Source organism: Paracoccus zhejiangensis (assembly GCF_002847445.1).
Lineage (GTDB): Bacteria > Pseudomonadota > Alphaproteobacteria > Rhodobacterales > Rhodobacteraceae > Paracoccus > Paracoccus zhejiangensis.
In genome coordinates this window covers 1,706,118-1,719,050 of sequence record NZ_CP025430.1, presented here as the reverse complement: position 1 = coordinate 1,719,050, position 12,933 = coordinate 1,706,118, and the positions used below count along the sequence as shown (strand labels likewise).

The window sequence follows — 12,933 nt, the reverse complement described above, 5'->3', positions numbered from 1 at the left end:
TCATCCCGGGCGCCTCGGTGTCAGCGCCGCCTGCCGGATCGTTGCCGCCATTCCGCCGATATCCGGCACGCCGCGCACGGTCAGCGACAGCCGGCCCTGCTGGCGCAGGCGCAGGGCGAAGATCAGCGGGCGGACCTTGAGGTCCGGGCCGAGGTCGAGGCTGCGGCCATTGGGGGCGATCACCCGGCGGTCGGTCATCACCCATTCGCGGTTGCGGTCCAGAAGGAAGCCCGAGGCCAGCATGATCGCGGCAAAGATCGCGATCGAGATCAGGAAGCGCCGCGTGTCAAAGCCACCCTCGGCGTCGCGCGCGATGAACAGCAGCAGCGCGGTCACCAGCGCAGTGGCAATGCCGACGCTGCGCAGGATGGCGGTATCGCTGCTGCGCCAGACCTGCACGACCTTCTCGCCCGGTTGCAGATCAGCCATCCCACAGCCCCGGTCCGGCCAGAACGCGGCCGCGTTCGGTGCGCAGGTTCCGCGCCAGAAGGTCCATCGCCGCCATGCGCACGGCCACGCCCATCTCGACCTGATCCTGGATGACAGAACGGTTGATGTCATCGGCGATGGTGCCGTCGATCTCGACCCCGCGATTCATCGGGCCGGGATGCATGACGATGGCGTCAGGCTTGGCCAGCGCCAGCTTCTCGGCATCGAGCCCCCAGCGGTGGAAATACTCGCGCTCGGACGGGATGAAGCCGCCATCCATGCGCTCTTTCTGAAGCCGCAGCATCATCACCACATCGGCGCCTTTCAGCCCCTCGCGCATGTCCTCGTAGACCTCGCAGCCGAGATCGGCGACGCCCGCCGGCATCAGCGTGCGCGGCCCGATCAGGCGCAGGCGGTTCTCCATCTTGCCCAGAAGGATCAGGTTCGAGCGCGCCACCCGGCTATGCGCGATATCGCCGCAGATGGCCACGGTCAGGCGCTGGATGCGGCCCTTGGCGCGGCGGATGGTCAGCGCATCCAGCAGCGCCTGCGTCGGATGTTCGTGCCGGCCATCGCCCGCATTAATGACGGCGCAGTTCACCTTTTCCGCCAGCAGGTTCACAGCGCCGGAATTAGGGTGCCGCACGATCAGCAGGTCCGGATGCATGGCGTTCAGGGTCAGCGCCGTGTCGATCAGCGTCTCGCCCTTCTTCACGCTGGAATGGGCGACCGACATGTTCATCACGTCGGCCCCCAGCCGCTTGCCGGCCAGTTCGAAGCTCGATTGCGTGCGGGTCGAGTTCTCGAAGAACAGGTTGATCTGGGTCATCCCGGCCAGCGCATCGGCATGTTTCACCGTGCGCTGGTTCAGCTCGACATAGGTTTCGGCCAGATCGAGAAGGGTGGTGATCTCCTGCGGGGCAAGGTGATCGATGCCAAGCAGATGGCGGGCGCGAAAGGTCATGTCGGGCTCCGGTGTCGTCGGGGCTGTCTATCGCAGATGGCGGCGGATGCGGCAAGCACTTGCCCAAGGATGTCATGCCGCTTGCTGCCTGCAGATTGTGCAGATATGGGCGAGGGATGGATATCGCCCGCCTTCGCCCCGAACTGACCGCCACGCTGGCGCTTGGCCTGCCGATGATCGGCAGCCATGTCGCGCGCATGGCCATCGGCGTGGCCGATACGGTCATGGTCGGCTGGTACGGGGTCGAGGCGCTGGCGGCGCTGGTCCTGGCCAGCTCGCTTTACATGCTGCTGTTCCTTCTGGGCGGTGGCTATTCCATCGGCGGATCGGGGCTGATCGCCGGGGCCCGCGCGCGCGGCGATGATGTCGAGGTGCGGCGCGTGACCCGCATGGCGATCTGGCTATCGATGCTGCACGGCTTGCTGATGGCGCCGCTGATGTGGTGGTCGGGGCCGATCCTGACCTTTCTGGGGCAACAGCCGCAGATCGCCGCGCTGGCGCAGGATTATCTGCGCATCATGATGCCGGCCATGCCGCTGGTGCTGGGCGGGATGGTCATCAATTCCTATCTCTCGGCGCTTGGCCGGCCCAATGCGGTGATGTGGATCACGCTGGCGGGGCTGCCGCTGAACGTGTTGCTGAACTGGCTGCTGATCTTCGGCAACTGGGGCTTTCCGGAACTGGGCGTGGCCGGCTCGGCCATTGCCAGCCTGATCGTGAACGGGCTGCAATTGGTCGGCCTCTTGGCCTATGCGCTGTGGCTGCCCGAGGCGCGGCGCTATCGGCTGATGCAGCGATTCTGGCGTCCCGACTGGCCATTCTTCTTCAGCGTCTTCCGCCTTGGCCTGCCGATTGGTCTGGCGATCGTGGCCGAGGTGGCGCTGTTTGCCGGCAGCAACGTGATGATGGGCTGGATCGGCACCACCGAACTGGCCGCCCATGGCATCGCACTGCAGATCACCTCGATCGCCTTCATGGTGCATCTGGGCCTGTCCAATGCCGCAACCATCCGCGCCGGCGAGGCTTTCGGGCGCCGCGACTTCGCTGGCTTGCGCGACGTGGCGGCAGCGGTGATCCTCATGTCGCTGGGTTTCGCGGCGGTGGTGATCGTGATCTTCATCCTCTGGCCCGCGCCGCTGGTGCAGCTTTACCTCGACCAGACCGACCCGAGCAGTGGGGCGATCCTGGTGGTCGCGGTGGGGCTGATGATCTGGGCGGCGATGTTCCAGATCGCCGATGCGATGCAGGTGATCCTGCAGGGCTTGCTCAGGGGCGTGCAGGACACGCAGATCCCGCTCTATCTCGCCATCGTCGGCTATTGGGCGGTGGGGATGACCACCAGCTATGTCTGCGCCTTCACCCTCGGCATGGGCGCGCCGGGCCTCTGGGCCGGGCTTCTGGCGGGGCTCTCGGTCTCGGCGGTGCTGCTCTACTGGCGCTTCTATCACGGACTGCGGCGCGGGGGCTGGACCCGGGCGGCGGCGGCGGGCTAACCTGCCGCCATCACCCCAGTCCGAGGTTTCCGATGCGCCCCGTCTTCGTCCAGTTCCGCTGCACCCCCGGCAAGACCTACGAGGTCGCCGATGCCATCTATGACCGCGAGGTCGTCAGCGAGCTTTACTCGACCAGCGGCGAATATGACCTGATGGCCAAGGTCTATATCCCCGAGGAGGAGGATGTCGGCCGCTACCTGGCCGAACGCCTGTTCGATATCGAGGGCATCAGCCGGACCCTGACGACGATGACTTTTAAAGCATTCTGAGGCGGGCCTGCGGCCCGCGTATCGGGCCCGGGCTGGTTGAAACCCCCGCCCTGCCTTGACGCAGGACAACCCCCTCTGGCAGCATCCGGCGCAGAGGAGAGCCGCCATGCCGAAAAACAACGTGACCGTCGACGGACGGGATCTGATGATCTCGCGCCAGATCAATGCTTCGCCCGAGAAGATCTGGCGGGCCTGGACCACGCCCGACCTGTTGAAGCAATGGTTCGCGCCGAAGCCGGTCGAGGTGACACGGGCCGAGATCGACCCGCGCCCCGGCGGCGCCAGCAATATCACCATGCGCCTGCCCGATGGCACCGAGATGGATAATCCCGGTTGCGTGCTATTGGCCGAGCCTAATCACAAGCTGGTCTTCACCGATGCGCTCGGCCCCGATTTCCGCCCGACCGGCGGCGGCTTCATGACCGCGATCATCCTGATGGAGGCGGACGGAGAGGGCACCCGCTATTCCGCTCGGGTGCTGCACAAGGACGAGGACGACCGCAAGCGGCACGAGGAGATGGGCTTTGCCGAGGGCTGGGGGCAATGTCTCGACCAGCTGGCAGAGCTGGTCGAGAAGTAGGCTTCAGATCGTCCGGCCGCCATCCACCTCCAGCACCACGCCGGTGATGAAATCCGCCTCGTCCGAGGCCAGGTAAAGCGCCGCATTGGCGATGTCGCGGGGCTGGGACAACCGGCCCATCGGGATGGTGGCGATGAAGCGTTCGCGGTTCTCGGGCGTGTCGGGCACGCCCATGAACTGCTCCAGCAACCCGGTCGCGCCCATCACCGGGGCGATGCAGTTCACCCGGATCTTGTCGGGCGCCAGTTCCACCGCCAGCGAGCGGCTCATCAGGTTCACCGCACCCTTCGAGGAATTGTACCATGTCAGTCCCGGTCGCGGGCGGATGCCGGCGGTCGAGCCGACATTGATCATCACCCCGCCGCCCTGATCGCGCCAGACCGGCACGCAGCTTTTGGTCATGTGAAAGATCGACATGACGTTGATGTCGAGGATCTTGCGATAGGTTGCTTCGTCCGTCTCCATCAGCGGACGGTTCGGATTGGTCCAGCCGGCATTGTTGACCACGATGTCCAGCCGGCCAAAGGCGGCGCGGGCGGCCTGCACGGCAGCCTCGACCTGATCGCCCTTGGACACGTCGCAGGCGATGGCGATGGCGTCACCGCCCAGTTCCGCCGCCACGGCCTGCGCCCCCGCCTCGTTCAGATCGACCACCGCCACCTTCGCGCCTTCCCGCGCGAATGTTTCTGCGATGCCCTTGCCAAAGCCCGAAGCCGCGCCGGTCACCAGTGCCGTTTTTCCCTGCAATCTCATATCCCTGCCTGCCTTTCTTACCCGTGATTGTTCACGATGGTCTTGATCTGCGAAAATTCATACAGCGCCGCAAAACCCTTCTCCCGGCCATGCCCGGATTTGCGCACCCCGCCGAAGGGCAGTTCAACGCCCCCGCCCGCGCCGAACCCGTTGATATAGACCTGCCCACAGCGCATCGCCTTGGCCACCCGCTGCTGCCGCCCGCCATCGCGGGTCCAGACGGCGGCGACCAGCCCGTATTCGGTGCCATTGGCAATGCGGATCGCCTCGGCCTCGTCGTCGAAGGGGATGACGGCGAGGACCGGACCAAAGACCTCTTCCTGCGCCAGCCGCGACGCCGGATCGACCGGGCCAAAGACCGCCGGCGCGACATAGAAGCCGCCCGGTGGCGCATCGGCGCGGATGCGGCCTTGCGCGATCAGCGGCGCGCCCGCCTCGGAGATATAGGTTTCCACTCGCTTTTTCTGCCGGGCAGAGATCAGTGGGCCGAGCAACGCTTCTTCGCCCGAGGCCGAGGCCTCGATCTCGGCAAATCGTTTTGCAAGCAGCCCCGACAGCTTGTCCAGAATGCCGCGCTGGACCAGAACCCGGCTGCCCGCCGAGCAGGTCTGACCGCCGTTCTGGACGATGGCATTGACCAGGTAGGGCAGGGCAGCGTCCAGATCGGCATCGTCGAAGACGATCTGCGGCGACTTGCCGCCCAGTTCCAGCGTGCAGGGGATGAAATTCCGCGCCGCCGCGATCTGGATCATCACGCCAACCTCGGGCGAGCCGGTGAAGGTCAGGAAATCCAGCCCGCGATGTTCCGACAGGGCCTTGCCCGCGACCTCGCCCCGGCCGGTGACGATGTTCAGCGCGCCAGGCGGAAAGCCTGCCTCGACCGCCAACTCGCCAAGCCGCAGCACCGACAGACAAGCATCCTCGGCCGGTTTCAGCACCATGGTATTTCCCATGGCCAGCGCGGCGGCGACCACCCGGCCATAGATCTGCGCCGGGTAATTCCACGGGATGATCGCGCCGACGACGCCATAAGGTTCGCGGTGCACGGCCACGTCATAGCCATTGAGAAAGGGGATGATCTCGCCATGCACCTTGTCGGCGGCCCCGCCATAGAATTCGAAATAGCGCGCGGTGGCGACCATGTCGGCGCGCGCCTGCTTGATCGGCTTGCCATTGTCGCGGGTTTCCAGCTGTGCCAGCGCCTCGATGTTGTCGGCGATCAGCCGGGCATAGGTCATCAACAGCCGCCCGCGTTCCGTCGCCGTCAGGCGCGACCAGTCGCCACCATCGAAGGCGGCGCGGGCGGCGGAAACGGCGGCATCGACATCGCTGGCATCGCTGTCGGCGATCTCGGTGAAGGGCGCGCCATCGATCGGTGACAGCACCGGCATCGACCGCCCCGAGCCGGCGGGAACCCACACATTGCCGATCAGGTTCAGCGGCTGCGGCAGGGTCAGATTGTCGGGCTTCCTGTTCATCGCGGGCTCCTTCTCCTCGGCAGCGGCGGGACCATGGTTCGACGTTCTGCGGGGAATTGCAATCCGCCCGGCCGGCTTTCGCCTAGTCCTAAGGGTGGACCTTCCCCGCCTGACGGCTGGCCCGCCGCGAAATCCTCCCTAAGGTGGGGAAAACGGCAGGAGGAGCCGAATGGAGGATGCCCGCACCGAATGGGATGCCGTCGCCAGCCTGCGCGAGCAGGTGGGGGCGGGGCTGATCGGCCATGCGCGGATGGTCGAGCGCCTGCTGATCGCGCTGCTGGCCGGTGGCCATGTATTGATCGAGGGGCCGCCCGGCGTGGCCAAGACCCGCGCCGTCACGCTGCTGGCGGCGCATCTGCCGGGCGATCACGCCCGCATCCAGTGCACGCCCGACCTGCTGCCCTCGGACCTGACCGGTACGCAGGTGTTTCGCCCCGAGACCGGAGCCTTCGATTTCGTCCCCGGCCCGGTCTTTCACAGCCTCGTGCTGGTCGATGAGATCAACCGCGCGCCGCCCAAGGTGCAATCGGCGCTGCTCGAGGCCATGGCCGAGCGGCAGGTGACCGTGGGGGGCGTGACCCGGCCCTTGCCCGATCCCTTCATGGTGGTGGCGACGCAGAACCCGATTGAACACGAGGGCACCTTCCCGCTGCCCGAGGCGCAGCTGGACCGCTTCCTCTTGCACCTGTCGCTGGACCTGCCGGATGCCGAGATCGAGCGGCAGATCCTCGATCTTGTCGAGGCCGAGGCGATGGCCCCGCCGGTGCTGGCCGGGGCGCCCCTGACGGCTGCGCAGATCCGGGCCGCGCGGGCCGAGGTGGCGCGGGTGCATCTGGCGCCGTTGCTGAAGGACTACATCATCCGGCTGGTCATGGCGACGCGGGCTGGGGGCGCGGTGGCCGCTGATGTGGAACATGCGGTTTCGCCGCGCGGCACGCTGGCGCTGGCCGCCGCCGTGCGGGCGCGGGCCTGGCTGAATGGCCGCGATCACGGGCTGCCCGAGGATGCCGAGGAGCTCGCTGGCGACGCGATGTCGCACCGTCTGGTGCCCAGCTGGGCCGCCGCGAGCGAGGGCCGCAGCGGCCGCGACCTGATCGCCGCGGCACAGGCCGGGATCAAGCCGTGGTAGCCCTGCCTTCGGCGCTGGACCGGCCCGGCCTGCGCCTGCTGGCCGCCGAGATGCTGGCCTTGCGCAGCGAAGCGCAATCGACCGCCCGCCACCGCCCGGCCACCCGCCGCCCCGGCGCGCTGCCGGCCCGGCCACCGGGCGCGGGCATGGATCTGCGCGAACTCAGGGCCTATGTCGAGGGCGACGATCCCCGCCGCATCGATCCCTCGGCCACCGCCCGCACCGGCATTCCCCATATCCGCAGCTTTCACGAGGATCGGGACGACACCACCCTGCTGATCGCTGATTTCCGCGCGCCGATGCTGTGGGGCACGGGAACGGCACTGCGCTCGGTCCGGGCCGGACTGGCGCTTGCTCGGCTTGGCTGGCAGGCCGTGATGCGCGGCGGCAATGTCGGCGCGCTGGCGTTGACCGAGGCCGGGATCGGCGCGATCGCTGCGGGGCAGGGCGACCGGCAGATGGCGGCGATTGCGCGGATGTTTCAGGGCGAACATGATCTGGCGCTGACCCGGCCCGAGCCGGCGGGTCTCGGGCTGGCGGCGCTGGCGGGGCGGGCCGCGCGCATGGTGCCGCCGGGCAGCCGGCTGCATCTGGCGACCGAGGCGCAGGCGATCACCGAGGCTGATGCCCCGGCGCTGGCACGGTTGGCGCGGGGGCGGCGGCTCACAATCTCGCTGATCGTCGATCCGGCCGAATCCGCCCCGCCCGCAAAGGCGCTGGCCGTGACCGATGGCGCGGGTTTCCGGCTGGGGCGGCTCAGGGCGCTGGACCTTGCGGGCGATCTCGCGCGACTGCGCGCGCTTGGCGCGACGGTCGAGCAGGTGCTGCCATGACCCGCGAGGACTTGCTGGAGGCGCTGGCCCCGATCCGCCTGCCCGCCGCCATGCGGGTGCTTGAGGGGCGCGAGATGCTGGCGCTGCTCGGGCTTGGCCTGCTGGCAGCGGCGCTGATCGCGCTGGTCCTCGGCCCGCTGCTGACCCGCCGCGCCTCGATCCGCCAGCGCCTTCGCGCCACCCGCGACCTGCCGGCGGGCGAGCGTCTGCTGGCCATCGCCCGGATCACCGGCCGCCTGCCGCCTGATCTGCGCGAAGCCGCCTATCGTGCGACCCCGCCAAATGCCGACGAGATCGAGCGCGCCAGCCGCAGGCGGTTTCACCGATGAACCTTGCCGCGCCCTTCGTCCTGATCCTGCTGCCGTTGCCGCTGATCCTGCGCTGGCTCTGGCCCGCACCGGAACGCCCGCGCCCGGCCTTGCACGTGCCGGCGCCGGTCTTTGCCGGAGCCGAGCCGGGGCAGGGGCGGCAGGCCGACCGCGCCGGGCTGCTGATCGCGGCGCTCGCCTGGGTGGCGCTGGTGATCGCGCTGGCAGGGCCACGGATCAGCGAGGTTTCGGACATGCTGCCGGCCTCGGGGCGCGAGATCGTGCTGGCGCTGGATCTGTCGGGCAGCATGGTGAAAGAGGATTTCCGGCTGGACGGCCAGCCGATCTCGCGGCTCGAGGCGGTGAAGCGCACCGCCAGCGCCTTTGTCGAGGCGCGGAAGGGCGACCGGATCGGGCTGGTGATCTTTGGCGACCGCGCCTATTTCGCCGCGCCCCTGACCTTTGACGTTGGTACGGTGTCTCGGGCCATCGACGAGGCGCAGATCGGCATCTCGGGCCGCTCGACGGCGATTTCCGACGGGCTGGGGCTGGCGCTGAAGCGGCTGGCGGACAGCGAGGCGCCAAGCCGAGTGGTGGTGCTGCTGTCCGACGGGGTGAACACCTCGGGCGAGGTGCCGGCGGTCTCGGTGGCGCGGCTGGCGGCGGGAAAGGGCATCCGGGTCCACACCATCGCGCTGGGGCCGGACGATCTGGAAAGCCAGCCGCAGTCACGCGATGCGGTCGATGCCAAGACCCTGCGCGAGGTGGCCGAGGCCAGCGGCGGGGCCAGCTTCCGGGTTCGCGACATGGCCGATCTTCTCGCCATGGCCCGCACGCTGGACCGGCTGGAACCGGGGCAATCCGAACGTCCGCCCTTGCGCTTCTGGCGCAGCCTCTGGGTCTGGCCCGCCGGTCTTGCCGCTTTGTGCCTGCTGGTCCTTGGCCTCAGGAGGCCGCGATGAGCGGGCCGCTGATCCTGCTGCGCCCGGGATGGCTGCTGCTGATCCTGCCGCTGATCGCGCTGGCGTTGTGGCAATGGCAGCGGCGGCCCGATGCCGGGGGCTGGCAGGCGGTGATGCCGCCGGCGATGCTGGAGGGGATGCGGCAGCTCGGCCATCTGACCATCGGCGGCAGCGGCTGGCGGCGCTTCCTGCCGCTGATGGGCGGGGCGGCGCTGATGATGGGGCTGGCGGGACCGGCCTTGCCGCGCGGCGATGCGCCGGTGCTGGCGCAGGTCGATGCGGTGATCCTTGCGGTGGACCTGTCGCCCTCGGTGGCCGAGGGGCCGGCTCTGGCCGAGGCCCAGATCGCCACCGCCGGGCTGGTGCAGGCGCTGGCCGGGCGGCCGGTCGGGCTGATCCTCTATGACGGCGAGGCCTTTGCCGTCTCGGCGCCCACCATGGACGGGCGGGTGCTGGAAACCCAGATCGCCGCCATGGCGCCGGGGCTGATGCCGGGGGATGGCAGCCGTCCCTCGGCGGCACTGGGCCTTGGGGGCGAGATGCTGGCGGGGATGAAGCGGGCCGATCTGGTGCTGATCTCGGATGGCGGCGGCATCGATGCCACCACGCGCGGCGCCGCCGACCGTCTGGCCGAGCGTGGTATCCGCCTGTCGACGCTGGCGCTGGACCGGGTAGCCCCCGATGCGCCGCAGCCCGCGCCCGAGGCGCTGGCCGAACTGGCCCGGCTTGGCGGCGGGGCTTCGGGCAGCGCCGCCGATCCGGCGGCGGTCGAGCGGCTGCTGACCCGCCCCGGCCTCAGCGCCCGCGATCCGGCGCTGGCCGCCACGCAATACCGCGATCTCGGGCCTTTCCTTGCCGCGCTGGCCCTGCTGCCGCTGCTGTCGCTGCTTCGGAGGGCGAAATGAACCGGCTCTGGCTCATCGCCGCCGCGGGCCTTGCCTGCCTTGCCCTCGCCGGTCCCGATGCCTGGGGTCGGCTGGCGCTGCGCGCCGGGGCCGAGCGGCTGGCCATGCCCTTTCTCAGCGATCCGGCGGCCGAGGGCATGGCGCTCTATCGGCTTGGCGACTGGCAGGCGGCGGATGACGCCTTTGCCCGCGCCGGGCGGTCCGAGACCTATAATCGCGGTCTGTCACTGGCCGCCACCGGCGATTACCCGCTGTCGGTCGCCTATTTCGATGCGGTGCTGTTCTCGAACCCCGCCGATGCCGAGGCGCGGCGGAACCGCGATCTGGTCGCGGCGATGTATCCGCCGGAACAGGGCGACAGCGTTGCACCGGGGCGGCTGTTGGGGGCAGGCGGGAAACAGGGCGATGGCACGCCGCCGCTGCCCGGCCTCGCCAATCCGATCGGGCGCAGCAACCCTGACTGGCGGCGGATGATGCAGGCGCGCGGCGTTGCGGCCAGCGAGGACTGGCTGGCGACCATTTCGGACGACCCGGGCGAGTTTCTGGCGCTGCGGCTGCAGGCCGAATACCGGCGGCGCGAGACGCTTGGTCTGATCCGCCCGCGCGAGGGTCAGCCATGGTGAAATGGTTCGTTGCCCCGCTGATCGCTGTGCTGGTGCTGCTCATCTGGTCCCTACGCCCCGCCCCGGCGCAGGAGATGCGGCTGGCCATCCTGCATCCGCATGGCAACCCGGTCGCGGGCGAGATGATCCCGCTGACGCTGAGGGCCGAATATGATGCGACGGTGAACCTGTCGGAACTGATCTTTCCAGACAGCCCCGGCTATGACTGGATGCAGCTGGATACTGACAAATGGTACCGCGAGCGGATCAAGGGCCGGATGTGGCAGATTTTCGAGCGCAAGCTGGCGGTCTTTCCACGCGAGGCCGGGCCTTTGACCATCGGGCCGCTGACTCATGACCTGACCATCACCGGGGAGGATGGACGGCAGCGCAAGATCCAGGTGACTTCGCCCGCCATCACCATCGAGGTGAAACCCTTCCCGGCGGATGCGCCGCCGCTTTCGGCCCATCGCCTGACCCTGACGGACGAGCTGTCCACCGATCCGGCCAAGCTGCAGGACGGTGAATTGCTGATCCGCCGGGTCACCATCCGGGCCGAGGGCGCGCTGTCCCATCAATTGCCGCCGCGCCCCGACCTGCGCGAGCGCTGGTTGAAAAGCTTTACCCAGCCCGAACAGCGCAGCACCCAGCCAACGCCAGAGGGGCCGGTTTCCACTGTGGTCTGGGAATGGACAATGCAGCCGATCACCGGTGAGCCGGCGGTGCTGAAGGCCTTCGCGTTCCCCTGGCTCGATACGGAAACCCGGCAGATCGAGGTGGCGGCGATGAAGCCCATTCCCTTCGGCTTCGCCAGCTTTGCCGCCAATATTGCCGATGCAGGTCAGGCCCGGATGCGGCTGGCGCTGACCGCCACGGCGATGCTGCTGCTGGGCGGGGCTGCAGGGCTGGTGCTGCTGTTCTGGGGGCGCGGCTTTCGCCCACCGGCGGCGATGCGGCGCGCGGTCCTGCGCTGGCGCCCGAGTCCGCATGTCGGGGAGATGCGCAAGGCGGCGGGCGAGGGGCGGCTGATGGAGTTGCTGCACGCGGCGGGGGCGCATCTGCGGCTGCGCGGGCATGATCCGCAACAGGCGCCGGTGATCCGGGCGCTGGAGCGGCAGATCTATTCCACCGATCCCGACCGGAACTTCGATGCCGCAGAGACGGTGCGCGCGGTCATCCGGCAGGGGCGCAAACGCCCGCCGGATCAGGCCGAGGGAGCGCAGACCCTCTGGTCGATCAGCAGCACGCCGCCAAAGCGCACGGCCAGCAGGACGACGACCGGCTGATTCGGCTGGCCGCTGATGCCAGACAGATCGCTGGCCCGGCAGATGTCGATGGTCTGCACCTCACCGCGCGGCTCGCCCGCCAGCACCGCCACCACCTCGCGCCGGATGGCGGCGATGGTGCCGCCGCTGGCCGCGACCTCTTGCGCGCGGTCGAGCGAGCGGCTGAGCACCGGGGCCGCCGCGCGATCCTCGGGGGTGAGGCGCTGGTTGCGCGAGGACATGGCGAGCCCGTCGGCCTCGCGCACGGTCGGCACCGCGATGATCTCGACCCGCGTGTTCAGGTCGCGCACCATCTGCCGCACCAGCGTCAGCTGCTGGTAATCCTTCTCGCCAAAGGTTGCCGCATCGCAGCCGGTGATGTTGAACAGCTTGGTCACCACCGTCGCCACGCCGCGAAAATGACCGGGGCGCAGCTTGCCCATCAGCACGCGCGAGAGGCCGGTCACGTCAACGATGGTCTGCGCGCCGGGCAGATAGATATCGGCAACACCCGGCAGGAAGATCGCATCCACCCCGGCGCCAGAGAGCAGCGCGGTATCGGCCTCCTCGGTGCGGGGATATTTGGCCAGGTCCTCGGCCTCGCCGAATTGCGTCGGATTGACGAAGATCGAGGTGACGACCCGCCCGCCGCCGCGTTCGCTGAGCCAGTCCCGCGCACGGCTGACCAGCGTCAGATGTCCCTCGTGCAGCGCGCCCATGGTGGCGACCAGCACGATGGGCTTGCCCTCGGCCCGCCAGCGATCAGAGAGCGCGATCATCGAGCCCGTGTCGCGACAGATTTCCATGGCTGCACCTCCCCCGCGCAATTCCGGGAAAGATAAGGGAAATTAACGGATTCGCGCAAGTGCTGCATCGCAGCATAGGTGCGGGTGACGGAGGGTATGTCGTTTTCGCGCCGGGATATGTCGGGCCATGCTATGCGCCTGCGGCCTTGTCTGGCAC

Annotated in this window: 15 protein-coding genes; 10 read left to right on the top strand and 5 right to left on the bottom strand. The window is 68.7% G+C overall.

The annotated features are described in order from the left end of the window. Together CX676_RS08475 and CX676_RS08470 are read right to left on the bottom strand one after the other, a co-directional pair. A complete protein-coding gene (locus CX676_RS08475; protein ID WP_101752221.1) occupies positions 1-429 on the bottom strand; it encodes a hypothetical protein in 429 nt (142 codons plus the stop codon). Continuing rightward, on the bottom strand, positions 422-1,393 hold the full coding sequence (locus tag CX676_RS08470; protein ID WP_101752220.1) for an aspartate carbamoyltransferase catalytic subunit: 972 nt from the start codon (positions 1,391-1,393) through the stop codon (positions 422-424). The genes CX676_RS08475 and CX676_RS08470 overlap by 8 nt, the downstream gene beginning before the upstream one ends. A gap of 116 nt (positions 1,394-1,509) precedes the next feature. Here CX676_RS08470 and CX676_RS08465 point away from each other — a divergent pair, with 116 nt between their 5' ends. From CX676_RS08465 to CX676_RS08455, 3 genes are all read left to right on the top strand, one after another. Beyond that, positions 1,510-2,886, top strand: coding sequence for an MATE family efflux transporter (locus CX676_RS08465; RefSeq protein ID WP_101752219.1), 1,377 nt, complete (start codon positions 1,510-1,512; stop codon positions 2,884-2,886). Positions 2,887-2,918: 32 nt separating this feature from the next. Then, entirely contained in the window at positions 2,919-3,155 is a 237-nt protein-coding gene (locus CX676_RS08460) for an Lrp/AsnC family transcriptional regulator (RefSeq protein ID WP_101752218.1), read from the top strand. A 106-nt stretch (positions 3,156-3,261) separates the two neighbouring features. Continuing rightward, complete coding sequence (locus CX676_RS08455) at positions 3,262-3,735, top strand: SRPBCC family protein (protein ID WP_101752217.1); 474 nt, start codon at positions 3,262-3,264, stop codon at positions 3,733-3,735. 3 nt (positions 3,736-3,738) lie between these two features. Here CX676_RS08455 and CX676_RS08450 read toward each other — a convergent pair whose 3' ends face one another. Together CX676_RS08450 and CX676_RS08445 are read right to left on the bottom strand one after the other, a co-directional pair. After that, positions 3,739-4,488, bottom strand: a complete 750-nt coding sequence (locus CX676_RS08450; protein WP_101752216.1) for an SDR family oxidoreductase — start codon at positions 4,486-4,488, stop codon at positions 3,739-3,741. Positions 4,489-4,505: 17 nt separating this feature from the next. After that, positions 4,506-5,966, bottom strand: a complete 1,461-nt coding sequence (locus tag CX676_RS08445) for an aldehyde dehydrogenase family protein (protein ID WP_101752215.1) — start codon at positions 5,964-5,966, stop codon at positions 4,506-4,508. 169 nt (positions 5,967-6,135) lie between these two features. Between CX676_RS08445 and CX676_RS08440 the strand changes: the two genes are divergently transcribed. From CX676_RS08440 to CX676_RS08410, 7 genes are read left to right on the top strand one after another with little or no spacing between them, the layout of a single operon-like run. Beyond that, positions 6,136-7,095 (top strand): AAA family ATPase, encoded by a 960-nt coding sequence (locus CX676_RS08440; protein WP_101752214.1) that lies wholly within the window; start codon positions 6,136-6,138, stop codon positions 7,093-7,095. Continuing rightward, complete coding sequence (locus CX676_RS08435) at positions 7,089-7,928, top strand: DUF58 domain-containing protein (RefSeq protein WP_232816624.1); 840 nt, start codon at positions 7,089-7,091, stop codon at positions 7,926-7,928. Before CX676_RS08440 ends, CX676_RS08435 begins: the two co-directional genes overlap by 7 nt. Next, positions 7,925-8,257, top strand: a complete 333-nt coding sequence (locus CX676_RS08430; protein ID WP_101752213.1) for a hypothetical protein — start codon at positions 7,925-7,927, stop codon at positions 8,255-8,257. Before CX676_RS08435 ends, CX676_RS08430 begins: the two co-directional genes overlap by 4 nt. Next, on the top strand, positions 8,254-9,198 hold the full coding sequence (locus CX676_RS08425; RefSeq protein ID WP_101752212.1) for a VWA domain-containing protein: 945 nt from the start codon (positions 8,254-8,256) through the stop codon (positions 9,196-9,198). Before CX676_RS08430 ends, CX676_RS08425 begins: the two co-directional genes overlap by 4 nt. After that, positions 9,195-10,103: a vWA domain-containing protein gene (locus tag CX676_RS08420; protein ID WP_232816623.1), complete on the top strand. Its 909-nt coding sequence runs from the start codon at positions 9,195-9,197 to the stop codon at positions 10,101-10,103. The genes CX676_RS08425 and CX676_RS08420 overlap by 4 nt, the downstream gene beginning before the upstream one ends. Beyond that, on the top strand, positions 10,100-10,726 hold the full coding sequence (locus tag CX676_RS08415) for a tetratricopeptide repeat protein (RefSeq protein ID WP_101752211.1): 627 nt from the start codon (positions 10,100-10,102) through the stop codon (positions 10,724-10,726). The genes CX676_RS08420 and CX676_RS08415 overlap by 4 nt, the downstream gene beginning before the upstream one ends. Next, positions 10,720-11,991, top strand: coding sequence for a BatD family protein (locus tag CX676_RS08410; RefSeq protein WP_101752210.1), 1,272 nt, complete (start codon positions 10,720-10,722; stop codon positions 11,989-11,991). Before CX676_RS08415 ends, CX676_RS08410 begins: the two co-directional genes overlap by 7 nt. Here the strand turns inward: CX676_RS08410 and panC are convergent. Continuing rightward, positions 11,910-12,776: a pantoate--beta-alanine ligase gene (gene panC, locus CX676_RS08405; protein WP_101752209.1), complete on the bottom strand. Its 867-nt coding sequence runs from the start codon at positions 12,774-12,776 to the stop codon at positions 11,910-11,912. The genes CX676_RS08410 and panC overlap by 82 nt on opposite strands. Positions 12,777-12,933: the final 157 nt, after the last annotated feature.